The 23,896-nt window shown below is 66.1% G+C and carries 20 protein-coding genes; 11 read left to right on the top strand and 9 right to left on the bottom strand.

The genetic code is table 11. From position 1 onward, the window contains the following. Positions 1-306: 306 nt before the first annotated feature. From ASE91_RS09585 to ASE91_RS09575, 3 genes are all read right to left on the bottom strand, one after another. Positions 307-1,485: a replication initiator protein A gene (locus tag ASE91_RS09585; protein ID WP_056625508.1), complete on the bottom strand. Its 1,179-nt coding sequence runs from the start codon at positions 1,483-1,485 to the stop codon at positions 307-309. Positions 1,486-1,585: 100 nt separating this feature from the next. Continuing rightward, positions 1,586-2,629 carry a ParB/RepB/Spo0J family partition protein gene (locus ASE91_RS09580; protein WP_056625504.1) on the bottom strand — a complete coding sequence of 348 codons (1,044 nt, stop codon included), beginning with the start codon at positions 2,627-2,629 and terminating at the stop codon, positions 1,586-1,588. Between the two features lie 143 nt (positions 2,630-2,772). Then, positions 2,773-3,969, bottom strand: coding sequence for an AAA family ATPase (locus ASE91_RS09575; protein WP_056625501.1), 1,197 nt, complete (start codon positions 3,967-3,969; stop codon positions 2,773-2,775). A 186-nt stretch (positions 3,970-4,155) separates the two neighbouring features. Here ASE91_RS09575 and ASE91_RS09570 point away from each other — a divergent pair, with 186 nt between their 5' ends. Further along, positions 4,156-4,491 carry a hypothetical protein gene (locus ASE91_RS09570; RefSeq protein ID WP_056625498.1) on the top strand — a complete coding sequence of 112 codons (336 nt, stop codon included), beginning with the start codon at positions 4,156-4,158 and terminating at the stop codon, positions 4,489-4,491. A gap of 72 nt (positions 4,492-4,563) precedes the next feature. On the opposite strand, the gene katG is transcribed toward ASE91_RS09570, so the two are convergent. From katG to ASE91_RS09555, 3 genes are all read right to left on the bottom strand, one after another. Then, the gene (gene katG, locus ASE91_RS09565; RefSeq protein ID WP_056625495.1) at positions 4,564-6,783 is read right to left on the bottom strand and encodes a catalase/peroxidase HPI; all 2,220 of its coding nucleotides are present in this window, start codon (positions 6,781-6,783) and stop codon (positions 4,564-4,566) included. A gap of 107 nt (positions 6,784-6,890) precedes the next feature. Beyond that, positions 6,891-8,765 (bottom strand): glycoside hydrolase family 2 protein, encoded by a 1,875-nt coding sequence (locus tag ASE91_RS09560; protein ID WP_082453939.1) that lies wholly within the window; start codon positions 8,763-8,765, stop codon positions 6,891-6,893. Positions 8,766-8,993: 228 nt separating this feature from the next. After that, the gene (locus ASE91_RS09555) at positions 8,994-9,842 is read right to left on the bottom strand and encodes an exonuclease domain-containing protein (RefSeq protein WP_056625492.1); all 849 of its coding nucleotides are present in this window, start codon (positions 9,840-9,842) and stop codon (positions 8,994-8,996) included. A 46-nt stretch (positions 9,843-9,888) separates the two neighbouring features. Here ASE91_RS09555 and ASE91_RS09550 point away from each other — a divergent pair, with 46 nt between their 5' ends. Continuing rightward, entirely contained in the window at positions 9,889-10,704 is an 816-nt protein-coding gene (locus ASE91_RS09550) for a DUF2306 domain-containing protein (protein WP_056625489.1), read from the top strand. A gap of 7 nt (positions 10,705-10,711) precedes the next feature. Here the strand turns inward: ASE91_RS09550 and ASE91_RS09545 are convergent, their stop codons facing one another. Then, positions 10,712-11,314 (bottom strand): hypothetical protein, encoded by a 603-nt coding sequence (locus ASE91_RS09545; protein WP_056625486.1) that lies wholly within the window; start codon positions 11,312-11,314, stop codon positions 10,712-10,714. A 184-nt stretch (positions 11,315-11,498) separates the two neighbouring features. On the opposite strand from ASE91_RS09545, the gene ASE91_RS09540 reads away from it, so the two are divergent. The 8 genes from ASE91_RS09540 to ASE91_RS09505 all read left to right on the top strand — a co-directional run bounded on the left by ASE91_RS09540 (position 11,499) and on the right by ASE91_RS09505 (position 19,329). Next, positions 11,499-11,999 (top strand): 2Fe-2S iron-sulfur cluster-binding protein, encoded by a 501-nt coding sequence (locus ASE91_RS09540; protein ID WP_056625483.1) that lies wholly within the window; start codon positions 11,499-11,501, stop codon positions 11,997-11,999. After that, the gene (locus tag ASE91_RS09535) at positions 11,996-12,985 is read left to right on the top strand and encodes an FAD binding domain-containing protein (RefSeq protein ID WP_056625480.1); all 990 of its coding nucleotides are present in this window, start codon (positions 11,996-11,998) and stop codon (positions 12,983-12,985) included. Before ASE91_RS09540 ends, ASE91_RS09535 begins: the two co-directional genes overlap by 4 nt. Next, a complete protein-coding gene (locus ASE91_RS09530; protein ID WP_056625477.1) occupies positions 12,982-15,321 on the top strand; it encodes a xanthine dehydrogenase family protein molybdopterin-binding subunit in 2,340 nt (779 codons plus the stop codon). The genes ASE91_RS09535 and ASE91_RS09530 overlap by 4 nt, the downstream gene beginning before the upstream one ends. 201 nt (positions 15,322-15,522) lie before the next feature. After that, the gene (locus ASE91_RS09525; RefSeq protein WP_056625702.1) at positions 15,523-16,827 is read left to right on the top strand and encodes a cation:proton antiporter; all 1,305 of its coding nucleotides are present in this window, start codon (positions 15,523-15,525) and stop codon (positions 16,825-16,827) included. Between the two features lie 116 nt (positions 16,828-16,943). Further along, positions 16,944-18,065: a DUF3182 family protein gene (locus ASE91_RS09520; RefSeq protein WP_056625474.1), complete on the top strand. Its 1,122-nt coding sequence runs from the start codon at positions 16,944-16,946 to the stop codon at positions 18,063-18,065. Further along, positions 18,062-18,838 (top strand): alpha/beta hydrolase family protein, encoded by a 777-nt coding sequence (locus ASE91_RS09515; protein WP_235530401.1) that lies wholly within the window; start codon positions 18,062-18,064, stop codon positions 18,836-18,838. The genes ASE91_RS09520 and ASE91_RS09515 overlap by 4 nt, the downstream gene beginning before the upstream one ends. 75 nt (positions 18,839-18,913) lie before the next feature. Next, positions 18,914-19,114: a 30S ribosomal protein S21 gene (gene rpsU, locus ASE91_RS09510; RefSeq protein ID WP_055997902.1), complete on the top strand. Its 201-nt coding sequence runs from the start codon at positions 18,914-18,916 to the stop codon at positions 19,112-19,114. Between the two features lie 11 nt (positions 19,115-19,125). After that, positions 19,126-19,329, top strand: a complete 204-nt coding sequence (locus ASE91_RS09505; RefSeq protein ID WP_055997898.1) for a DUF5818 domain-containing protein — start codon at positions 19,126-19,128, stop codon at positions 19,327-19,329. Positions 19,330-19,368: 39 nt separating this feature from the next. On the opposite strand, the gene ASE91_RS09500 is transcribed toward ASE91_RS09505, so the two are convergent. After that, positions 19,369-20,958, bottom strand: coding sequence for a serralysin family metalloprotease (locus tag ASE91_RS09500; RefSeq protein ID WP_056625466.1), 1,590 nt, complete (start codon positions 20,956-20,958; stop codon positions 19,369-19,371). Between the two features lie 249 nt (positions 20,959-21,207). Between ASE91_RS09500 and ASE91_RS09495 the strand changes: the two genes are divergently transcribed. Then, the gene (locus ASE91_RS09495) at positions 21,208-21,543 is read left to right on the top strand and encodes an AprI/Inh family metalloprotease inhibitor (RefSeq protein ID WP_162233642.1); all 336 of its coding nucleotides are present in this window, start codon (positions 21,208-21,210) and stop codon (positions 21,541-21,543) included. Positions 21,544-21,750: 207 nt separating this feature from the next. Here ASE91_RS09495 and ASE91_RS09490 read toward each other — a convergent pair whose 3' ends face one another. Further along, positions 21,751-23,838, bottom strand: a complete 2,088-nt coding sequence (locus tag ASE91_RS09490) for a catalase (protein WP_056625460.1) — start codon at positions 23,836-23,838, stop codon at positions 21,751-21,753. Positions 23,839-23,896 lie beyond the last annotated feature (58 nt).

Below are 23,896 nucleotides of genomic sequence, written 5' to 3'. Positions count from 1 at the left end.
CGTTCCCGGAGTGTCGAAGGCTCCTTGATACCGTCCGGTCGACCGCTCCGATTGAATCAATTCTTCAGTGGTGGGGGTAGGGGACGTTCAATTGGGGTGGGGATATTCAATTTCATGCGCAACTGGCTGTTGGGGGCGTGGGCCGCACGACACTTCGGGAACGCGGGTGCGGGGGGTGGTCGATCTTTCGGGGACAGTTTGAGGGGTTCTACGGGTTTGCCGATCCCGGCATTGCGAAGGCGGTATGCGTTAAAAGGGCCGTATAAAGAACGGGGGGCGGGGCCTCGCCGCTACGTTGCCCCGCCGTTACCGGCCGAGTTCATGTCGGTGTTGTGCATCCCAACGCCGGACATAGCCGATAAACGCCGCCTGATAGCTGACCGGGGTCCGGGTGCTGTCGGCCTCGATCCACGCGCGGAATTCGGCGTGCAGTGTCTGGTAATCCCAGCCCGGACATTCATTGCGAAGCAGCGACAGCGTCTGCGGCGTGATCTCACCGTCGGTCGCGCGATTCGCGAGGCCCTTGATCGACGCCCGGATCAGGGCGGCAGCATCGACCAGTTCCTCGGTCCGTTCGGGGGACGGCGCGGGCGTGGCGACCGGGGCGGGGGCAGGGGGCGCGCCGACGACGGTAGTGCGCGCGGCACCCCCGGCGCGGCGGCGCATCCGCAGCAGCGGCTCGCGCTTTTCGGCCGGTTGTTCCAGCGTCAGCGAATAGCCCGGCAGCTCGTCGCGTTCGGCGATCTTCGCGATTTCGAATTTGAAGCGGCGATACTGGCCCTCTGCACCCGATTTTTCGAACAGGGTGGGCATCGAGATCGCGAAACCCGCCTCGCCGGCACCGCCGGCATGTTTGCGCGCGACCCGGTACAGCCAGCGTTCCCGCCCGCCGGTCAGATCGAAATAGGCGCGGTCGATCGACAGCACGCCGCCGGTCATCATCACGCCTTCCCAGAACCAGTTCGACAGTTCGATCGTCATGCCCCGCGAGCGTTCGGTCTTTTCATCGACCAACTGGGTCCAGCCATCGAGCCAGCTGAACGTCGCCTCGCGCCGGTTCTCGGCACGGATATTGGTCTTGATCGTCGTCGCCACCAATCGATCGAGCGCCTGCCCGAGCAACTCGTAGGCGCGCCCGGTCGTCGGCCGCCCGATCGCGCGCAACAGGTCATAGGGCATCAGGTGCAGCTTGCGCGGTACGTCGTTGACGCCGCGTCGCGCCATATCGGCCAGCACGCTGGCGCAATAGATCAGGATGTCGGCATCCCAGATCGTCGCCATGCCGTAATCGGCGTTGGCGGAGACATGGACCCACAGCTTGCCGTCGGGACTGCGATAGTCGATCGGCTTGAGCCGCTTGGTCTTCGCAAGGCTGAAGAACGGCCGCTCCATCATCTCGCGCTGATCGCGCAGCGGCATGTCGGCGAGATAAGGGAGGAACAGGTCGAACTGTTCGGGGATCTTTTCGGGCGTGGCGCGGGTCATTCGATCGGGTCCGATGGCGGGTTTCCCCGGGGAAACTTGGGGAGCGGGCAGGGCGGGGACGGGCGATGTTTCCCCGGGGAAACAGGCACCGCCCCGCCGCTCACCGTTGCAGTCCACGGCCGTCGGCTTCCAGTTCGCGCAGCGCCTGACGCACCATTTCGGCCATTTCGTCGTTGCCGAGACCCGATCCGGCATGAAGCCGCATCGTCACTCCCTGTCGATTGATCGTCTGCGCCGTCACCGCGACGCGGCCGTGCGGCGTCGTCCACACGAACCTGTCCTTGGTCTCTGTGCCGCGCTTGGGCGCGTCGATCAGCCGTCGCAGGACGTCGGCCGCCGCTACAGGGGGCAGGCCCTTGTCGCGCCGGTTCTGCTGTTCGCGCGCGAGGACCTTCGCCTCGCCGCCGATGACCGCCGCATCGGCGCGATCGTCGAGCGCCTGCGCCAGCGCATAGCCGCCCTTCAACTGCACATCGCCGGGCGAGGCGAAGGCGGCGACGATCGGGTCGGGCAGCGCCGCGACGCGCAGCATCTTCGACAGCCAGCCTTTCGACAGCTTCAGCCGGTCGGCCATGCGCGATGCGTGGTTGCCATAATGGGTCTTGAGCGCGGCGGCATAGTTGCGCGCCCGTTCGAGGTCCGACACGTCGGCCCGCGCCCGGTTTTCGAGATCGGCAAGGCGAAAGGCGGCTTCGTCGTCGAGCGTCGCGACCTGCGCCACGAACATCATGTCGGGATAGCTGTGCGCGCGCAGCCACGAGATCGACCAGTGACGGCGGGTCCCGGCGATGACCTCATAGTCGTGCGCGGCGTCCCCCTCGACCCGGCGCACGACGGCCGGAACCTTCTGCCCGCCTTCGGCGATGATCGAATCGATCAGTTCGCGGCAGCTCGCCTCGGTCAGATGCGCGTAGGAGCGTGCGTTGCCCGGCCAGATGCGGATGCGGGCCGGGTCGAGCAGCAGCTGTGTGACCTGACGAACCTCGCCCGACGCGACGCGGGCGAGCGCGGATTCCCGGCCGAGCAGGGTCGTACCGCGCAGGCGATCGGAGCCGCGTTCGGCCGGGGCAGGGGGGGCGTCGGCAGTCTGCGGGGCTTCGTCGGAGAGCAACGCGGCGAGGTAATCGGATTGCTTACGCGCCATGGGAATGGGCCTTGTGGATGGGGTGGTTTGCTACCAGCGCCGCATTGGCCTTCGCCAACGCGTCGGTCGGGCGCTGCGCCCGCCGGCCGGGCGGTTTGAGGGCAGTTCGCGCTTTCAGCGCCTCCGCCCCGCGCTGCGCGCTGTTAAACCGCCGCATACAGCACCTCTTCCCCCGCCGGGGCGACACGTCCCCAACCCTGCCGGACCAGTTGCTCGATCTGTCCCAATGCCTCGTCCAGATTGGCGCGGCAGCGTTTGTGCGTCTTGGGCGTGCCGATCGGCTTTTCAAGTTCGTAGACGGTCATCATCCGCATCGCCGCGTGACTGATCTCCGCCGATTCGAGGATCGGAACGGGCAGAAGCGCCGGGCCGAAGCTCTGCTCCATGATCGCGCGGACCATCGCATGGCTGGGGTCGTTGCCATCGAACTTCGAACAGATCAGCCGAACGAAGCTGTAATCGACCTCGATTCCGGCGCCGCCCAGTTGCTGCAACACCTGATCCATCATCGACAGGAACTGAACCGTGGAACAGAAATCGGGCGTGGTCGCCGCGAGCGGCACCAGCAGCGCGTTCGCCGCCTGCATCACCGCCAGACTGATCGTGCCGAGCGCGGGCGGCGGATCGAGCAGGACGATGTCATAGTGTCGGGAAAGGTCGATAAGCCCTTGTTTTAGCTTACGAAACCGCGCGGCAAGCACCGATTGTCCGTCCGATCCCGACGCCGCCAGTTCATATTCGACGTCGAACAGTTCGAGGTTCGACGGGATCAGGTCGACATTCGGCCACGACGTCGATTTGACCGCATAGGACAGGTCGTTCTGCGTTGGATCGATCGAGAGATAGGGGTAAAGCGTCTCTTCGCGCGTGATGTTGAAATGCGGGTTGAAGCCGAACAGCGTCGTGGTCGTCGCCTGGCTGTCGCAATCAACGACCAGCACGCGATACCCCTGCACGGCAAAATAATGTGCAAGATGCGTGGTTACCGTCGATTTCCCGACACCGCCCTTGAAGTTCTGCACGGCGATGATCGCCGGCACGTCGAGCGGTGCGCGGGCGGGGGAGGCGCCGAGCACCCGCCGCATGTGCAGCAATTCCTCGACATTATAACCGAGGCGACGGCCGTTTTCGGCGGCGGGGGCGGGGGGCAGGCGGCCATCGTCTTCGGCCATGCGGATGCGGTTGGTCGAACAGCCGAGCAACTGCGCGGCTTCGGCAATGCCGAAGCGGACGGTGAGCGCCTTGCGGCTTTCGGGCAGGAACGCCTTGCGCCGCAGCCGTTCGATCATCCGCTCGCCGGCATCGGCAAGATCGCCGATCTGGGCGACGATTGCATTCATGTTTGGGTCCGATCCGCAGTTTGAAGCTTGTGGGCACTGATATGCCATCATGTGCTTCAATCGAGCAAGCGTAATCAGTGGGAAGTTCAGCAGCTGTTTTGCTCGGGCCGATCTTGACCGGATCAGGTCGGCGATGAACAACAGGGCGCGCGTATCTGTACCGACCCCCGGAAGCGGAGATGCACGATGAAAACCCTGACCTACGCGATAGCACCGGAACAGTTGATCCAGGCGATCATTCCGTGGCGCTTCTATCAGCAAGGTGCTCAGATCGGGTTCGTGAACATTCAGCTGGGCAGTACACCCGCGCCCGAAGTCGAACAGCAAATATTGGACGATGTCGGAAGCTATGGCCGACAGATCGGCCGGATCGGCGACGTGCTGGAAATTCTACTCAAGCATGTGCCGATGGAGACGTTGAGCGTGCAGGAGGCGGATGCGATCGCGATCCTGACCGGGCAGCTCGCTGCGGTGCGCCAGATCAAGCGTGGCCGGCGCACTTCGCGGTATCCTTTCGCCTGATAGCCGTTACGTCGCGGCCGGCCTCAAAAAAATGGCGGGGAGCCGTTGTCTGCTCCCCGCCGATCCCGACGATTATGCGCGACCGAGGTCGAACCGGTCGGCCATCATCACCTTGGTCCATGCCGCCACGAAGTCCTGCACGAACTTCTCGCCGGCATCGCTACAGGCATAGACTTCGGCAATCGCCCGCAGCTGCGAGTTCGACCCATAGACCAGATCGGTCCGCGACGCGGTCCACTTCTGCTCCTTGGTATGGCGATCGGTGCCGACAAACTCCTGATCGCTGTCGTCGCTGACCTGCTTCCACGCCGTGCCCATATCGAGCAGGTTCACGAAGAAGTCGTTGGTCAGCTGGCCCGGACGCGTCGTGAACACGCCATGTTCCTTCGCCTTGCTGTGGTTCGCCCCCAGCACGCGCAGGCCCGCGACCAGCACCGCCATTTCGGGTGCCGAGAGCCCCAGCAGCTGCGCCCGGTCGATCATGAGTTCCTCGGTCGGAACGTTGAACTGCACCTGCAGATAGTTGCGGAACGCATCGGCCTTCGGCTCGAGCACGTCGAAGCTCTCGACATCGGTCCAGTCCTGCGTCGCATCGGTCCGGCCCGGGGTGAAGGGAACGGCAACATGGTGGCCGGTCGGCGCGATCGCCTGTTCGACACCGACGACGCCGCCCAGCACGATCAGGTCGGCGATCGAGACGGTCATGCCGCCCTTGCCGTCGAAATCGGCCTTGATGCCGTCATAGACACCCAGCACCTTCGCCAGCTGTTCGGGCTCGTTGACGTCCCAGTCCTTTTGCGGGGCCAGACGGATGCGCGCGCCATTGGCACCACCGCGCTTGTCCGACCCGCGATAGGTCGAGGCGGAGGCCCATGCCGTCGTCACCAGTTCGGCGAGCGACAGACCCGATGAGGCGATCGCTTGCTTGAGCGTCGCGACATCGCCCTCGCCCAACGGTTCGCCGGCCAGCTTCGGGACCGGGTCCTGCCAGATCAGGTCTTCCTTGGGCACTTCCGGACCGATCAGGCGGACGTTGGGCCCCATGTCGCGGTGCGTCAGCTTGAACCATGCCCGCGCCCAGACATCGGCGAAATAATCGGGATCGGCACGGAATTTCTGACAGATCGCGTTGTACGCCGGATCGACCTTCAGCGCCATGTCGGCGGTCGACATCATCGTCGGCACCTTCTTTTCCGGGGTATGCGCGGCCGGGGCCAGCGTATCCTCGGGGTTGCCGACCGGCTGCCACTGGTGTGCGCCCGCCGGGCTCTTCACCAGTTCATATTCATGGTCGAACAGCATGTCGAAATAGGTCATGTCCCATTTCGTGGGCGTCGGCGTCCATGCCCCTTCGAGGCCCGAGGTGATCGTGTGATCGCCCATGCCGCTCTCATGCGTCGAGGTCCATCCGAGGCCCTGTGCGGCGATATCGGCGCCTTCCGGCTCGCGGCCGACATGGCTCGGATCGCCCGCGCCATGCGCCTTGCCGAAGGTATGGCCGCCCGCGGTCAGCGCGACGGTCTCCTCGTCGTTCATACCCATGCGGGCAAAGGTCTCGCGCATGTCGCGTGCCGAACCCTTGGGCATCGGGCAGCCGCCCGGACCCTCCGGATTGACGTAGATCAGGCCGTGCTGGATCGCGGCGAGCGGGCTTTCGAGCGCGAGGCCGGCTTCCTCATCGATGCGGGTCTGGCCGAGCCATTCCTCTTCGGTGCCCCAATAGACGTCCTTTTCCGGCTCGAACACGTCCTCGCGTCCGCCGCCGAAGCCGAAGGTCGGGCCGCCCATCGATTCGATCGCGACATTGCCGGCGAGGATGAACAGGTCGGCCCAGCTGAGCTGACGGCCATATTTCTGCTTGATCGGCCAAAGGAGGCGACGCGCCTTGTCGAGATTGCCGTTGTCCGGCCACGAATTGAGCGGCGCGAACCGCTGCTGGCCCGCCGACGAACCGCCGCGACCGTCGCCGGTGCGATAGGTGCCGGCCGAGTGCCACGCCATGCGGATGAAGAACGGGCCGTAATGGCCGTAATCGGCCGGCCACCATGGCTGGCTGTCGGTCATCAGCGCGGTCAGGTCGGCCTTCAGCGCGGCATAATCGATCGCTTCGAATTGCTTGCGGTAATCGAAGTCGTTGCCCATCGGGTTCCCGCTGACACCCTTTTGATGCAGGATGTCGATCGACAGCGCTTCCGGCCACCAGTCGCGCGCGGTGTGCCCCAGCAGGCGGCGCATCGCCGCGGGCTGCTTCTTGGGATCGTTGATCGGGCTGCCTTCGGGTATGGCATCCATGGTGAAACTCCTCTCAACCGTGTCGTGTCGGCAACATGAACCAGCGGGATATGATATGCTAATGACTTGAAACGATGCCAACGATCGGTTTTTTCGATCTACCGCGGCTATTGCGCGTCGTGTCGGGCACGCCCGGCGTAGAAGTCCGCCAGCACATCGAACGCCAGCTTGCGCTGTCCGGTTTCCGACACCAGCCCCTTGCGATTATAGCCCTGTTGCCAGCCGTTCTGGCGGCGCGGCGAGCGGAAATCCTTGAGCAACCATGGCGAGAGGCCGGTAAGCGTCGGGATACGCGCCGCCATCTCCAGCGTCGCGCGGTAATAGTCGCGCTGATATTCCTCCGAGAATTTTTGCGGGGCGGCGCGATCGTCGTGGAACCCCGCCTTGGCGCCCGCACCGAATTCGGACAGGATCAGCGGCTTGTCGGTCGGCACCCGCCACCGAATGGCGGGCAAATCGGCCAGACGGTCGGGCGAATACCATCCATTATAGGTGTTGACGCCCATCACATCGAGCCGGTCGGCGAGCGGGTCGTTGATCGTCATCAGCGGGTGGCCGTCGCTGGTCGACCGTTCGGTCAGCAGCGCCGCCCCCAGCAACCGCGTATCGTCGAGCCGCCGGACGTCGTCGGCCAGCGCCCCCAGAAAGGCGTTGCGCGCGGGCGAATTGGGGGTTTCGTTGGCGATGCTCCAGATCGCGATCGAGGCACGGTTGCGGTCGCGCACGATATTGTCGGACAGCATTTTGCGTGCGGTACGCAGCGTCGCCGGATTGTCCCACGCGATCAGCCAATAGACCGGCACCTCGCTCCATACGAGCAGGCCCAGTTCGTCGGCGAGGCGCGTCGTCACCTCGCCATGCGGATAATGGGCAAGGCGAACGAAATTGGCGTGGAGGCCGTCCTTCGCCTCTGCCAGCAGCGCGCGCGCCGCCGCCGGAGTGATCGCCCGCGCCGGATTGTTGCCGAACTCTTCCTCATGCACGCTAATGCCGCGCAGGAAGACCGGACGGCCGTTGAGCAAGATCTGCGCCCCGCGGCGTTCGATGGTGCGGAAGCCGATGCGGTCGTGCCAGCGATCCTCGCCTGCCTCGACGCTCACGTCGTAGAGGGTCGGCGTTTCAGGCGACCAGCGGCGCATGCGCCTGGGCGCGGCGGTCTCGCCATGCCAGCGGCCCTCGGCATCGGTACGACCCGAGACCGTGACCCCCAGCGCCGGAATGGTCAGTCGCAACAGCGCGTTGGCGGCGGTGGTACCGTCCAGCCGCGCATCGATCGCGATCCGGCCGCTACGTGTCATCCGGACCCACGCATCGTCGACGAAGGTCGCAGGCGTTTCGATCAGGCGGATGTCACGGGTGATGCCGCCGTAATTCTCCCAGTCGGTGACCGGCGGCGGCACGCTGCTGGCGTCGACCGCGGAATCGACCGCGACGGTGATCTGGTTGTCGCCCGCCCGGATGCGATCGGTGACCTCGATCGCGAAGGGGGTGAACCCGCCCTCATGCTCGCCGACGAATTGCCCGTTCAGGAAGACGCGCGCGCGGTAATTGACCGCACCGAACCGCAGGAAGCGGCGCTTGCCGGCGGTCGGCTGTGCGCTGAAATGGCGTTGGTACCACACCAGCCCCTGATAATGGCGCATCTCCGCCGCATGCGTCATCCACCCGCCGGGCAGCGTCGCGATCGGCGCGGCGGCCATGTCATATTCGAACAGCGACTGCTGGTTGCGACGCAGTTCGGCGGGCACGTCGACCTCGGCCCAGCGGCGTTCGGTGACGTTCGCGTCCTCGCCGTGAAAGCCGCGCATCCCGGCGCGATAGGGATCGATCGAATAATGCCATTGTCCGGTCAGGTCGGTGCCGGGGCGCAGATCGCCCGCGACCATCGCGACCGGTACCGGCGGCGTCTGGGCAAGGGCCGGGCGGGCGGGAAGCAGGAGCGCGAACGCGCCGAGCAGTGCGAGCGGAAGGCGGGCGATCATCGCGGCATCATTGCCGTTGGGGGGAAGGGGGACAAGGGGTTAGCTGGGAAGCCGGCCGGCTGCTCGGTTGATCGCCTCAATCGTCATCCCCGCGCAGGCGGGGACCCATAGACGCTCTGGCTGCGTCTCCATCGCGAACGTCGGCGCAGATGGATTCCCGCCTGCGCGGGAATGACGGAGGTGGTGGGCTGGAACCAGACTTCCCGCAGCTTCCGTGGCACGGACGGGTTACGCCGCCACCGCTTCCAATCGCGCCAGCAGCACATCTTCCTCGACGATCTCGATCGCGGCACCGGCGCGGTTGAGTTCTTCCGCGCGGCGATAATCGGCATGGGCGTGGACGAACCGGCCAAAGGTCTGGGCATTGCCGATCACCAACAGCGTCGTGGTCGTACCGACGCCTGCCACGATCCGCGCGCCGAGGCCCGCAAGCCGATGGGCAAGCGGACCGTCGCGGGTCGCACCGATCAGGGCGATGCGATGCCCCTTCAGCGGGCCGTCGCCGGCAGCTCTGGGCGGGGAACCCCGTTTGGGCGCGGGTGCGAACAGGGTGGCAAGGTCGTGGCCGGTCTGCGCCATGGCCCGCACCACGACCATGCCCGCCGCCCGCGCGTCGCTGAGCGCGTCGTGGTGCTTGTGGCGCAGTTTCAGGAATTTGGTCAGGATATTGAGCCGGTGGCTGGGCAATTCGGGCCACGCGCGGCGGGCGACGCCGACGCTGTCGAGCCAGCGCGTCTCGATCGGGGGCAGGCCGTGCTGCGCACAGGCGGCGGCCAGTGCGCTCTTGTCGAACGAGGAATGGGCGACCGTCACCTGCCCTGTCAGATAGCTGCCGACCGTCGCATGAATATCGGCGAAATTGGGTTTGCCATGGACATGGTCGCTGGTGATGCCGTGGATGCGGACGTTCGACGGGAAGAATTCGTCGCAAGGATCGAGCAGCGTTTCGTAGGCGAAGACTTCGATGCCGTCCCGAAAGCCGACGATGCCGATCTGGCAGATGCTGCTGACGCGCGAACAGGCGGTTTCGACATCGATGACGACGAAATCGACGGGCGGAACGGAAGGCACGGACACTGCGTCGCCATAGCATGACCATCCGGGCCAGCGTAAGGGTGCCGCGATGGGGACGACGGGGCAATACGCGGTACGATGGGCGGCGACGCTGCTGGTCGTGGTGACATGGATCATCGCGGCGCTGTTCGGCGCGTATATCGTCGCGTTCTTCGGCGGCGCGGCGCTGCGCGGCAATCCGGAGCAATGGAACGCGTCGCTACCCGCGCTGTTCGACCGTGCGGGACCGGTCGGCACGGTGGCAATCGGCGCGCATTTCGTAACGGGCGGCGTGTTGCTGCTGCTCGGCCCGATCCAGTTGATCGGACGCCTGCGGGCCGCGTGGCCGGCGCTGCATCAGTGGCTGGGCCGCGTCTATGTCGTCGCGGCGGCGGTGACCGGGGCAGGGGGGCTAGGCTTCATCGCCACGCGCGGCACGATCGGCGGGATCGTAATGGATGTCGGCTTCGGCCTGTACGGCCTGCTGGTCGTCGGCGCGGCGGTGCTGGCGTGGCAGCGGGCGTGGAGCGGATCGATCGCAGCGCACCGGGCCTGGGCGATCCGCCTGTTCGCGCTGGTGATCGGATCCTGGCTGTACCGGATGGAATATGGCCTGTGGTTCCTGACCATGGGCAAGGCGGGACATGCCAGCGATTTCCACGGCCCGTTCGACGCGGTGATGGCGTTCGCCTTCTACCTGCCCAATCTGCTGGTCGCCGAACTGTTCATCCGTGCGCGACGTCGCCCGGCGCACGCGGCGCTGGCGATCGGCGCGGTCGTGGCGCTCATTGCGGCCAGCCTGTTCATCGTGCTGGCGACCTGGGTGTTCGTCACCCGCTTCTGGGGGCCGGGTTTCGTCAGCGGGGTGACCGGCACGCCGCTGTGACGCGCGATCAGTCGACCGGCGTGATCCGCGCCTCGAAAAAGGCCCAGTTGCCGTCGCGGTCCCAGAATTTCTCGCCGGTGGCCCATGCCGACTGGATCGAGGCGAAGTCGCGCATCACAAACAGGATGGTTTCGCGATGCCCCTCCGAAATCGTCATCACCTGATGGTTCGCCGCCTGCACCTCGAATTCGGGATCGCCCGGCGGAAAATCATAGCAGTGGAGGTCGACCTCGATCAGCATCGTCGCCGCCGGCGGATCGACCAGCCGGATCAGCACCTGCGGCCGTTCGACCGAATAGGACGAGGGCATGTCCTTCTGAAAGATCAGGTCGAAGGCGGCATACATATAGCTGCCATCGGCGAACTGCCCCATGCCGACCGAACTGGGGCTGACATATTCGACCCAGCCCTTGCCCGGCACGATCGGCTGATCGGGACGCAGCGTCAGCCACGGCGTGTCGAGTTTATAGGGTTTCCGCGTGCCGAGCAGCGCGGCGATCCGCGCCGCGCGCGTGTCGCGCAACTGCGCGATACGGGCCGGATCGATCCGCATCCGCGCCGGATCGAACCGCTTGCGGGTGAAGGTACGCAACAGCCTGGCATCCGGCATGGTGGCTTTCCCCTTAGTCGCCGGCGTGGGGCGGCGGCCCTGGTGATGATGACGGGAGAGCGGCAGGCCGGAAATACGCCATATCGGGTAGCGAGTCGGTGCCGGACCGACCGAAAATGGCAGCTTTTCAAAGTTTCGCACTGTGATAGCCTGTCGCGATCCAGCCATTCCGACGGAGACAGGCGTGTCGCTCATCATCAACGGGGTGGCGGTCGCGCCGCCGGCCGATCCCCGCACCTCGCTGCTCGACCATCTGCGCGAGACGCTGCACCTGACCGGCACCAAGAAGGGCTGCAACCAGGGGGCGTGCGGGGCGTGTACCGTGCTGGCCGATGGCGAGCGTATCCTGTCGTGCCTCGCGCTGGCGGTGCAATATGACGGCCGGTCGATCACGACGATCGAGGGGGTGGGGCAGGGCGACGCGCTGCACCCGCTGCAACAGGCGTTCATCGAGCATGACGGGTTCCAGTGCGGGTATTGCACGCCCGGCCAGATCTGTTCGGCGCTGGGCATGATCGCCGAGGCGAAGCGCGGCGTGCCGAGCAACGTCTCCGCCGACCTGACCGCCGCCGTCACGCTGAACCGCGAAGAGGTGCAGGAGCGGATGAGCGGCAATCTGTGCCGGTGCGGCGCGCATAACGGCATCATCGATGCGATCCGGCACAGCGTGGAGGCAGCGGCATGACCCCGTTCGACTATGCGCGCGCGGACGACGTGGCGACGGCGCTGCGGATGGGCGCGGGGGAGGGCAGCGCGTTTCTGGGCGGCGGCACCAATCTGGTCGACCTGATGCGCGAAACGGTGGCGCGGCCGACCCGGCTGATCGACGTCACCGGTCTGTCGGACACGATCGAGGAGACCGATGGCGGCGGACTGCGCATCGGCGCGGCGGTGCGCAACACCGCCTTGGCCGAACATCCCGCCGTCCGCAGCCGCTATCCGGTGCTGTCCCGCGCGATCTTGGCGGGGGCATCGGCACAGATCCGCAACATGGCGACGGTCGGCGGCAACCTGCTGCAACGGACGCGCTGCACCTATTTCTACGACACCGACGGTTCGCGCTGTAACAAGCGGGTGATCGGGTCGGGGTGCGATGCGCTGGGCGGGTTCAACCGCATCCATGCGGTGCTCGGCGCGTCGGAAGCGTGCGTGGCGACGCATCCGTCCGACCTGTGCGTGGCGTTCGCCGCGCTCGACGCGGTGGTGCAGGTCGCCGGCCCGGATGGCATGCGCGCGATCGCGTTCGACCGGTTCCACCGGCTGCCCGGCGACCGGCCCGATCTGGACACGGTGCTGGCACCCGGCGAGCTGATCGTCGCGGTCGAGGTCCCGCCCGCCCGGGTCGCGGCGAATTCGACCTATCGCAAGGTCCGCGACCGGGCGAGCTATGCCTTTGCCCTGATCTCGGTCGCGGCGGCGCTGACGATCGAGGATGGCCGGATCGCCGAAGTCCGCATCGCGTTCGGCGGGGTCGCGCACAAGCCGTGGCGCGCGAGGAAGGCGGAAGCGGCGCTGCAAGGGCAGGTGCCGGGCGAAGCGGCGTTCCGCGCGGCGGCGGCGGCGGAGTTCGCCGATGCGCAGGTGCTCCGCGACAATGGATTCAAACCGGTGCTGGCGGAACGGACGCTGGCGGCAGTGTTGGGCGAACTGGCGACGGGAGCACGGGCATGAGCATCATCGACAGCGCCAAGCAGACCGCACAGGGACTGGTGATGGGCGCGCTGCAAAAGCTGGTGCCGCTGGCCCCCGACAACTGGATTCCCGGCGGGGTTCCCGACCCGCTGATCGCGCGCAAGCACGGGTTGATCGGCACGCCGGTGTCGCGGCTCGACGGGCCGTTGAAGGTCGGCGGCGGCGCGCCGTTCGCCGCCGAATTCCGGTTCGACGGCATGGCCTATGCCGCGCTCGCCTATGCGACGATCGCGCGCGGGCGGATCACCGCGATCGACAGCGCGGCGGCGGAGGCCGCACCGGGCGTCGTGCTGGTGATGACCCATCGCAACGCGCCGCGGATGAAGACCCCGGCGATGTTCGGCACGTCGATGAGTGCGGTCGGGCCGGACACGATCCCGATCCTGCAGGACGATCAGGTACACTGGAACGGACAGCCGGTCGCCTGCGTCCTCGCCGAAACGCAGGAGCAGGCCGACCATGCCGCCTCGCTGCTGCGTTTCACCTATCGTCAGATGCCGGCGGTAACGACGCTGGCGGCGGCGAAGGCCAGGGGTATCGAACAGGGGCTGTTCATGGGACAGCCGCTGCGCAACGACATCGGCGATGCCGAGGCGGCACTGGCGGCGGCACCGCACCGCGTCGACCGGCGCTATACGACACCGCGCCACAACCATAACCCGATCGAACCGCATGCCGCGACGCTGGCATGGATCGATGGCGAACTGGTGATCCACGACGCCAGCCAGATGGTCGCGCAACAGGCGCAGACCATGGCCGAGGTGTTCGGGATGAAGCCCGACAAGGTCCGGCTGACATCACCCTATGTCGGTGGCGGCTTCGGGTCGAAGGGGTTGTGGGAGCATCAGGTGATTGCCGCCGCCGCCGCGAAGCTCGCCGGGCGACCGGTGCGCATCGCCCTGTCGCGCGAGGGGGTCTATCGCGTCGTCGGCGGGCGGACGCTGACCGAACAGCGCGTGGCGATCGGTGCGCAGGCCGATGGCCGCTTCACCGCGCTGGTCCATAGCGGGCTGTCGGTGATGACGCCGCACAATGCGATGCCCGAACCCTTCATCCTCGGCACGCGGTCGGCCTATGCGGTGCCGAACATCGCGCTGAAGGTCGAAGTGGCGCGGATGCAGATGCTGGCCAATACCTTCATGCGCGCACCGGGCGAGGCGGTCGGCACCTTCGCGCTGGAATCGGCGATCGACGAACTGGCCGACGATCTGGGCATCGATCCGGTCGAACTGCGCATCCGCAACGAACCCGACCGGGACCCGACATCGGGATTGCCCTTTTCCTCGCGGCATATCGTCACCGCGTGGCGACAGGGGGCGGAACGCTTCGGATGGAGCGACCGGCCGCAGACGGCGACGCGGCGCGACGGCGCGTGGCGGATCGGGATGGGCTGCGCGACCGGTACCTATCCCTATTACCGGATGCCCGGGGCCAAGGCCCGGCTGACCTTGACCCGCGACGGCGACGACGTGCGCGCCTTTGTCGAGGTCGCGGCGGCGGAAATGGGCATGGGCACCAGCACGACCACCGCGATCGTCACCGCCGAACGGCTCGGCCTGCCGCTCGACCGGGTCGATGTCGGCTATGGCGACAGCGCCATTCCCGGCACGATCATGGCCGGCGGATCGCAACAGACCGCGGCGATCGGTGCGGCGGTCATCGCCGCGCACAACGCGCTGAGCGCCGAACTGCTGAAACTGGCCGGCAATGATTCGCCGCTGGCCGGCCTGTCGGCAAAGGAGATCGGCAGCGAGGGCGGGGGGCTGGCAAAGCTCGACGATCCGGCCCGGCGCGAAAGCTATGCGTCGATCCTGCGCCGCGCCGGGCGCGACAGCATCAGCGTGACCGAGGCCGGCTCGCCCCCGCTCGAATTCATGCACTGGTCGATGCATTCGCACAGCGCGCTGTTCTGCGAGGTCGGGGTCGACGACGTGACGGGCGAGGTGCGGGTGCGCCGTTTCCTCGGCGCGTTCGACTGCGGTCGCATCCTGAACCCGCGCACCGCCGCCAGCCAGTTTCGCGGCGGCATCGTCATGGGGCTGGGCATGGCGCTGATGGAGGAGACGCAGTTCGACGAACGCAACGGCCGGATCATGAACCCCAGCCTCGCCGAATATCATGTGCCGGTGCATCTCGACGTGCCGGAGATCGACGTGATCTGGACCGACATTCCCGATCCGCACACGCCGATGGGCGCGCACGGCATCGGTGAGATCGGCATCACCGGCGTCGCGGCGGCGGTGGCCAACGCGGTCCACAACGCGACCGGCCGCCGCATCCGCAACCTGCCGATCACGCTCGACAAGCTGTTGTAGGGACGGCGGCGGCACGGGCGGCATCCGCGTCGCTGCGGTGTAGCGTCGCGGCAACATTCGGCGGCGTGCCGAGGGAAAAACGAAGCCGCATCCGTGCGGTCGCTGCGAATGCCGCTTGCCCTCGCCCGTCGCTGCGGCAATTCGTTGGCAAATACCGGGCCGCCCGAAGCGGTCGGACGAAACGACCCGGGGGAGGGGCGGATGGCGTTACCGGAACTGAGCGTAGCATTTTTCCTGCAAATCTTCGTCATCGTCGGCGCGTGCCGGGCGATGGGCTGGTTCGGGAAACGCTTTCTCGACCAACCGCAGGTGGTGGGGGAAATGATCGCGGGGGTCGTGCTCGGCCCGTCGCTGCTGGGACTGGTCGCGCCCGATCTGCAGGCGGCGATCTTTCCCAAGGATGCCAAGCCGATCCTGTATGTCTGCGCGCAGCTGGGCGTCGGGCTGTACATGTTCCTCGTCGGGCTGGGGTTCCGCACCGATCATTTCCGGCTGAACGCACGCAGCGCGATCGCCGTGTCGCTGTCGGGCATGGCGGCGCCGTTTCTCGTCGCGCTCGCGCTGACGCCGTGGCTGCTCGGCCTCGACCTGTTCGGAAAGGGGATTACGAGCCTGCAGGTCACGCTGTTCATGGGGGCGTGCATCTCGATCACGGCGTTTCCGATGCTGGCGCGGATCATTCATGAGCGCGGGCTGACCGGTACGCCGCTCGGGTCGCTATCGCTGTCGGCGGGGGCGATCGACGATGCCGGGGCGTGGGTGGTGCTGGCGATCGTGCTGGCCAGCTTCGGCGGCGGCAGCGAGGTGGCGGTCAAGGCGATCGTCGGCGGCGGCGCGTTCGCGGCGTTCATGATCGTGCTCGGGCCGAAGGTGCTGGCCCCGCTGACCCGCTGGGCCGAACGCGAGGGGCGGGTGACACAGCCGATGCTGGCGGTCGTGGTCATGCTGTTCGGCCTCAGCGCATGGGCGATGGATGCGGCGGGGATGCATTCGGTGTTCGGCGGCTTCCTGCTGGGCGTGGTCATGCCGCGCGGGGTGCTGACGCGCGAGGTGCGCAAGCAGGTCGAACCCTTCACCACCGCGCTGCTGGTGCCGATGTTCTTCGCCTTTTCGGGGCTGAATACGCAGTTGACGATGGTCAACAGCGTCGACCTGATCCTCGTCACGGCGGTCATCCTGATCGGGTCGGTCGGGGCGAAGGGCGTGGCGTGCTGGGCGGCGGCGCGTGCGACCGGGCAGGACAATGCGACGGCGATGGCGGTCGGCACGCTGATGAACGCGCGTGGGCTGATGGAGCTCATCATCATCAATATCGGACTGCAAAAGGGGATTATCGGCCCGGCGCTGTTTTCGATGCTGGTCATCATGGCGATCGTGACGACGCTGATGGCGTCGCCGCTGTTCGAGATCGTCTATGGTCGCAAGGCGCGCGCGACGGGGGCGCTGGGTCAATTGAACGAGGACGACGATGTCGCGTCCGTCCCGGCCCGCCCGTCATTGCGGTAGCATCGCCCAAGGCCGGCCGGTCGGGATCGGTACGGACGGCGAAGTTGTTGGCATCGCTGAACCGGTTTGCGGCACGGTGCGTTGGCGCGACGTTCCTCTGATGCAGGCGAAACGGCATGCTTCACGCTTCCGCGATCGACCCGACCCCGACCGTGCTTCCGCTCCCCCCGATCCGCGTCGTCGCCGCGCCGGGTGATGCCGATCGCCGCACCGGCAACGTGCACGACCACCGGTCGCGCGAGGTGTTGCTGACCCGGATCGCCGGACTGCTCGACGTCGGTATCGGCGAACCGGTCGAGGATGCGACGCTGCATGTGCCGGGCGACGCGATCGAAGCGGCGGTGGCGAAGGACCTGGGTATTCGCCGGCGGGACCAGATTCTGGGCGGTGTCGTCCCCGCCGCCTTTGTCGCGACCAAGGCGATCACTCATGGCCTGTTGCACCCCGACGCCAGATGCCCGCCGCTCTGGTCCCCGGCGATGGCCGGGCTGATGGGGGATGCCGCGCTGACCGGCTATACCGCGTTCAGCCGGGCCGACGCGCTGGCCGCCGGCCGGGCACTGCTGGCCAACGGCCCGGTCCGGATCAAGGACGTCTGTGCGAAGGCCGGACTGGGGCAGGTCGTGGTTCATGACGACGCCGCGCTCGCCGATGCCCTGTCGCGCGAGGACGATGCCGACCTTGCCCATTGCGGTATCGTGCTGGAGGAAAATCTTACCGAAGTCGTGACCTACAGCGTCGGCACCATCCAACTCCCCGCCCGGACGATCAGCTATTGGGGTAGCCAGAACCTGACCCGCGATCATCAGGGGCGCGAGGTATATGGCGGGTCGGACCTGTATGTCGTGCGCGGCGGGCTCGACACGCTCGCTGCCGAGCCGTTGTTGCCGGCGATCGCGCGGGCGGTGGCCTGTGCCGGGGCGTTCGACCGCGCGGCGCAGCTTGCCTATCCCGACCTGCTGCTGACGCGCCGCAACTATGACGTGATCGAGGGTATCGATGCGGCGGGTGCCCGGCGGATCGGCGTGCTGGAGCAATCGTGGCGCGTCGGTGGGGCCAGCGGTGCCGAGATCGCCGCGTTCGAGGCGCTGCGCGACGAACCCGACACCCATGCCGTGCGCTGCTCGACGGTCGAGATCTATGCCGAGATCGATCCGCCGACCGGGGCAACGGTCTATTTTCGCGGCGTCGATCCGAGGGTCGGGCCGATGACCAAATATGCGGTGAGGCTGGCGTGAGCGATCCCGGGCGCTTGGACGAAGGCCGCGTCACGCTGCGCGTGGATGGACAGAAGCTGACCGGTACGTTGATCGAACCCGAGGCACCGGTGCCGGGTTTCCTGTTCGTCCATGGCTGGGGCGGGGATCAGGCGGAGGATTTCGGACAGGCCGAGGAACTGGCGCGGCTCGGCTGTGTCTGTTTCACCTTCGACCTGCGCGGCCATGCCGGCAGCGACGCCGACCGCAGCGAGGTAACGCGTCAGAACAGCCTCGATGACGTTATCGCCGCCTATGACCATCTCGCAGCCCACCCGTTGATCGATCGTGCGGCGATCGGGGTGATCGGCACCAGCTATGGCGGCTATCTGTCGGCGTTGCTGAGTGCCCGGCGTCCGATCCGCTGGATGGCGTTGCGGGTGCCGGCGCTGTACCCCGACGCGCATTGGGACACGCCCAAGGCGCTGCTCGACAAGGAAGTGGTGCGGGCCTATCGCCAGCAGCCGCAGGACGAGCGGGGTGACCGGGCGCTCGCCGCCTGTGCGGGCTTTCGTGGCGACGTGCTGATCGTCGAGTCCGAAAAGGACGAACAAATTCCGCGCGAAGCGATGCTGTCCTATCAGTCGGCGTTTCGCAACGCGAACTCGCTCAGCCACCGGATTCTGCACGGCGCGACCCACGCGATGCGCGATCCGCGGCACCAGCGGACCTACACGACCTTGCTTCTGCACTGGATCGATGAGATGGTCCGCGCGAGCCGCAGGACAGATCGCGGATTGCCAAATGTAAGCTAATCGTAATAGGCGGTGCCGGATAGCCCGGCAAAACCGGCTCTTGCCGATTCGAATCAACCTAGGACCTTATACCTCATGCAGATCATCGTTCGCGATAACAATGTCGACCAGGCGCTGCGAGCGCTCAAGAAGAAGCTGCAGCGCGAAGGCGTGTATCGCGAAATGAAGCTGCGCCGGCATTACGAAAAGCCGTCGGAAAAGCGTGCCCGCGAACGCGCCGCCGCGATCAGCCGCGCCCGCAAGGCCGACCGCAAGCGCGCCGAACGCGACCGCTGAGCCGGGCGGCGATGCCGACCATCGGCACCCGCATCGATGAAAGCGGAACGCTGATCCGCGAAGGTGGCGCCTTTTACCTGCGGCGTGATCTGGGCGGGCGGTATCAGCTCGAACTGCACCGTACGCCGGTGGACGAAGTCGAAAAGCGTGTCCGACTGGTCGGCACGCTGGTCGGCGCCGATCTGGTGAACGCCGACAGCGTCCTGCTCGCGTGAACCGCCCGGGGCGGGCATCCTGCCCGCCCCGGTGGTCGCTTACCAATACAGGTCGCTGCCCGACAGCGTCCCCGTGACCGACAGCATGAAGTCGGCAACGCCGTCGCCATTCTGGTCGAGGGACAGCATCGTCGTGCCGTTGCTGCTGGCGATCACCGCCTGCCCCGCGCGGCCGCTGAACTGTGCGACCTGGCTGAATGCCTGATCGCCCGATAGCGACAGGTCGGCGTCGATCGCCGACAGATCGATCTTGTCGACGCCGGTGGCGAAATCGGTGATCCGGTCGCGGACGTTCGACGTCGAATCGCCGATCGCGGTGAAGACGAAGACGTCCGCCCCGCTGCCGCCGGTCAGCACGTCCGCCCCGCCGCCGCCGATCAGTACGTCGTTGCCGGCATTGCCGACCAGCTGGTTGGCGACTTCGTTGCCGAGGATGCGGTCGGCTCCGGACCCGCCGCGCGCATTCTCGATCGTCGCGCCCTGCGCGATGGCGACATTGCCCTTCAGCCCGCCGACGTCGGAGAAATTGCCGTCGTTCAGGTCGATCAACTGCGCGCTGGCATAGCCCGAAAAGTCGAACGTGTCGTTGCCGCCCGCGTCCCATGCCGCGAAGATCAGCGCCGAGCTGCCCGATGTCGCGGTATAATAGTCGCGCCCGGTGTTCGACCCGAAGCCATAGACGGTGTCGCCGGTGCGGGCGGTATTGTTCGCTCCGTAAAGCCGCTGGGCCGCGGCGATATCGTCCAGCAACGGTGCCGCGGCATAATAGCCGCCATTTTCGCCGCCGGTGTTGGTTTCGGACCAATAGCTCATCACCGAATATTGCCGCGTATCCTCGTAATAGGATGCGCTGTTGGCATAGGTTGGCGATCCGTTGCCGGCATTGTAATCGCCCGGATGGCCGAGTCCCAGCGCGTGTCCGATTTCGTGGATCAGCACCTGCCCGCCGTAATTCAGATTGTCGGGCGCGCGGTTGTAGCTGAGCGAGCTGTTGTACCAGCTGTCGCCGCCGACGCCGCTGCCGGGATAATAGGCGAAGGCCGCCGCCCCCGACGCGCCGCTGGAATAATTGCCCAGCAGCATCTGCGCATTGTTGCTATACCCGTTGCCGCTGTCGACCCGGCGAAAGGTGACGCGCGCGACATCGGCCCATGCCTGCAATGCGATCGTCGTCTGTTCGATCTGCGCATCGTTGAAGCGCGAGAACCCGGCGGTACCGTTGGGCATCGACGTGGGCGCGGTGGCGCGGAAGGCATAGGTGACCTCGGCCGCCTGTCCCAGCGTCGAACCGTTCCACGTCTGGTTCGCGCGGCCGATCTGTGCGGCGGCTTCGCCGATCGTCAGCGACTGCTTGCCGTTCGGGCCGGCATCGCCGCGCTGCTCGCCGTTCAGCGCCGCCTGCGGACCCGATCCGGTTCCCTGATCGGGTGTGCCGCCGTTCATGCAGCCCCAGCAATGGCATCCCTCGGCGGCGGCCGCCGTCTGGGACGACTGGTGCGACTGCCACGCGTCCCACCCGAAGCCGAACGATGCGCCTGGAGCAGGGATCGCCATGACTGTGGACAGGGTCGGTGCTGTCGAAATGGCCGGCAAGTCATATCCGCCGATCATGGCGTTGCTATCGTTCATCAGCCGGTGCAATAACGATGTCGGATCAGGACCGTTCGGTCCATCGAAATATTGTTCGGACAGGTTTCCGATAACGGGAGTTGTGGAATGCGCTACGGCCACAGATATTCTCCACACAAACGCGCCACGATCACATGGAGCGGACGCGTATTTCGGTACGTTCGGGGAGTGACTTTCAGTATCGCCCCATTGGTATTCTTTATCAATACGACTGCATGCGCAACGCTTGGTACGAAGAAGGACATCGAGATGACGCAACTTCACGGCGAACCGGCACCGTCGAGCGGCAGTTTGAGGCTGGAGGAGCCCGCCACGCTGGTCGGACGCTGGATCATCGCCATGCAAGCGGGGGATTGTGCCGTCAATTTTACTGTCAGACGGATCGATTCCGCCAATGCATGGGCGGTCGACGATGCGACGGGATGCCTGACCGCATTGGTGCCGGGCGTCGTCGGATGGCGACCGACTCCCGACGGCATCGCGCTGGCGTCGGCCGACCGGCGCACGGTCGTGTTGTTCGCTACCGGTGCGGACGGATGGTCCGCGACGCTGTCGGGCGGTCCGGCGACGCTGCGCCGGGGGTAGGGCAGGGGGGGCAGCGACCGGCGGCGGATCTACTGCGGACTTGGTAGAAGTAGCGGCGAACGTCCCGCCCTCAACCAAAAACGGGCCGCACCCCCGCCAAGGCGGAGGTACGGCCGAATGCAAGAAATCAGCGCTTTCGCTGCGGTTTCATCGAACCGGAGGTCGCGCAGAGAACGGGCCGGAGGGCGAAACCTCCGGCCGCGTCGATTACGCCAGGGTACGGACCTTCGGCTCGCGGTCCCAATAACGCTGCTTGGCGGCCTCGACGAAGGATGCAAGGTCGGTGACGCCCTCATCCGCCTCGACCCCGGCCTTGTCGAGCAACGGCTGCGCGGCGGCGTTGTGGCCGATCGCCTTCAGGTGCCCGAACGCGTCCATGACCCACTGGACGGCCGCACCTTCCTTGGTCAGCTTTTGCGCTGCTTCGTCCGACAGGATCACCGCACAGGCATCGACGGTGACCGAAGGCTGGCCGAACAGCTGCGCATCGGCGGCGATGGTCGATCCGTCGGACAGCGGAACCTTGCCGACCTTCGGCGCGATCGTCATCGCATGGCCACCCGCCGCCTTTACCGCGTCCTTCAGCGTCTTCAGCTCACCGGCATCGGTACCGTCGGCGATGAGGATGCCGACCGTGCGCCCTTCGAGCGTATGCTTTTCGAGCGGCCCGCGAATGATGCGCAGCGCGGGCGAGAGGGCCATATCGAGCACCGGTGCGGCGGTCGGCGAAGCCTCGGGCAGGTCCATCGCCAGTCCGTCGGCGACGCGGGTAGCGAGGTCCTCGTCGACGTTGCGCAGATTGGCCAGCACTGCGGTGCGGATGTGGTCGAGGCTCACCTTCGACAGCTCGAACACCAGCGCGGAGGCGATATGCGCCTGTTCGGCCGGATCCATCGACCGGAAGAACAGCCGCGCCTGGCTGTAATGGTCGGCGAAGCTTTCGGGCCGGATGCGCAGCTTCTGGCCTTGTTCTTCCGATGGGAAGGTCTTGTAGCCCTTTTCCGGGTCCTCGCGTGCGCCGGCTTCCTCACCGGCCTTGGCGAGGCTGTTCGGTTCGTAATTGGCGCGACCCTTCGGAACCGCCATCTGCATATGGCCATCGCGCTGCTGGTTCATGAACGGGCAGCCCGCCGCCTCGGCGCGACCCTTTGCCGAATTGATCGGCAACTGATGGAAATTGACCGAGCCGAGCCGCGAGAGTTGCGTATCGGTATAGCTGAACAACCGCCCCTGCAGGAGCGGATCGTTCGAGAAGCCGATGCCGGGGACGACATGGCTCGGCACGAAGGCTGCCTGTTCGGTTTCGGCAAAGAAATTGTCGGGATAGCGGTCGAGCACCATCCGGCCGACGATGCGGACCGGCAGCACCTCTTCCGGAATGATCTTGGTCGCGTCGAGCACGTCATAGGGCTGGCTGTTGGCGAATTCTTCGTCGAACAACTGTACGCCCAGTTCCCATGTCGGGAAATCGCCACGGTCGATCCGTTCGAACAGATCGCGCCGCTGGAAATCGGGATCGGCGCCGGCGATCTTGACCGTCTCGTCCCAGATGGTCGAAGCGAGACCGGCCTTCGGCTTCCAGTGGAACTTGACGAAGGTCGACGTGCCTTCCTTGTTCACGAAGCGGAAGGTGTGGACGCCGAACCCTTCCATATTGGCGAAGGTGCGCGGCAGCGTCCGGTCCGACATCGCCCACATGATCATATGGGTCGATTCGGGCATCAGCGAGATGAAGTCCCAGAAGGTATCATGCGCGGTCGCCGCCTGCGGATACCCGCGATCGGCCTCCATCTTGGCGGCGTGGATCAGGTCGGGAAACTTGATCGCGTCCTGGATGAAGAAGACCGGGATGTTGTTGCCGACCAGATCCCAATTGCCTTCGCGGGTGTAGAATTTCACCGCGAAGCCGCGCACGTCGCGCGGCGTATCGACCGATCCCGATCCGCCAGCGACCGTCGAGAAGCGCGTGAACACCTCGGTGCGCTGGCCCTTCTTCTGGAACAGGTCGGCGACGGTGATGTCGGACAGGCTGTCGGTGCATTCGAAATAGCCGTGCGCGGCCGATCCACGGGCATGAACGATGCGCTCGGGAATACGCTCGTGATCGAAATGGTTCATCTTCTCGCGGAAGACTTCGTCCTCGATCAGCACGGGCCCACGCGCGCCCGCCTTCAACTGGTTCTGATTGTCGGAAATCGGCGTGCCGTGGTTGGTGGTCAGTACCGGGTGATCGGCGTCGGTCGTCTGATGCGTCTCGCCGCCGGTTCCGGGGTTGCGGGCAATATGATCGGTCATGGCAATCCTTCTCGTTCGGAATGCCAACGGATCGCGACCCCGCTAAGTTGCCGCTGGT

Origin of the sequence: Sphingomonas sp. Leaf62 (assembly GCF_001421915.1) — a bacterium.
Classification (GTDB): Bacteria; Pseudomonadota; Alphaproteobacteria; order Sphingomonadales; family Sphingomonadaceae; genus Sphingomonas.
Note: the sequence above shows the minus strand (reverse complement) of the source record. Positions and strands in the feature narration are given on the sequence as shown.

Bases quoted from the DNA above. Each gene is read 5' to 3' on its own strand.
- ASE91_RS09585 (WP_056625508.1), bottom strand. From the start codon at position 1,485: ATGACCCGCGCCACGCCCGAAAAGATCCCCGAACAGTTCGACCTGTTC.
- ASE91_RS09580 (WP_056625504.1), bottom strand. From the start codon at position 2,629: ATGGCGCGTAAGCAATCCGATTACCTCGCCGCGTTGCTCTCCGACGAA.
- ASE91_RS09575 (WP_056625501.1), bottom strand. From the start codon at position 3,969: ATGAATGCAATCGTCGCCCAGATCGGCGATCTTGCCGATGCCGGCGAG.
- ASE91_RS09570 (WP_056625498.1), top strand. From the start codon at position 4,156: ATGAAAACCCTGACCTACGCGATAGCACCGGAACAGTTGATCCAGGCG.
- katG (WP_056625495.1), bottom strand. From the start codon at position 6,783: ATGGATGCCATACCCGAAGGCAGCCCGATCAACGATCCCAAGAAGCAG.
- ASE91_RS09560 (WP_082453939.1), bottom strand. From the start codon at position 8,765: ATGATCGCCCGCCTTCCGCTCGCACTGCTCGGCGCGTTCGCGCTCCTG.
- ASE91_RS09550 (WP_056625489.1), top strand. From the start codon at position 9,889: ATGGGGACGACGGGGCAATACGCGGTACGATGGGCGGCGACGCTGCTG.
- ASE91_RS09545 (WP_056625486.1), bottom strand. From the start codon at position 11,314: ATGCCGGATGCCAGGCTGTTGCGTACCTTCACCCGCAAGCGGTTCGAT.
- ASE91_RS09535 (WP_056625480.1), top strand. From the start codon at position 11,996: ATGACCCCGTTCGACTATGCGCGCGCGGACGACGTGGCGACGGCGCTG.
- ASE91_RS09530 (WP_056625477.1), top strand. From the start codon at position 12,982: ATGAGCATCATCGACAGCGCCAAGCAGACCGCACAGGGACTGGTGATG.
- ASE91_RS09525 (WP_056625702.1), top strand. From the start codon at position 15,523: ATGGCGTTACCGGAACTGAGCGTAGCATTTTTCCTGCAAATCTTCGTC.
- ASE91_RS09520 (WP_056625474.1), top strand. From the start codon at position 16,944: ATGCTTCACGCTTCCGCGATCGACCCGACCCCGACCGTGCTTCCGCTC.
- rpsU (WP_055997902.1), top strand. From the start codon at position 18,914: ATGCAGATCATCGTTCGCGATAACAATGTCGACCAGGCGCTGCGAGCG.
- ASE91_RS09505 (WP_055997898.1), top strand. From the start codon at position 19,126: ATGCCGACCATCGGCACCCGCATCGATGAAAGCGGAACGCTGATCCGC.
- ASE91_RS09500 (WP_056625466.1), bottom strand. From the start codon at position 20,958: ATGAACGATAGCAACGCCATGATCGGCGGATATGACTTGCCGGCCATT.
- ASE91_RS09495 (WP_162233642.1), top strand. From the start codon at position 21,208: ATGACGCAACTTCACGGCGAACCGGCACCGTCGAGCGGCAGTTTGAGG.
- ASE91_RS09490 (WP_056625460.1), bottom strand. From the start codon at position 23,838: ATGACCGATCATATTGCCCGCAACCCCGGAACCGGCGGCGAGACGCAT.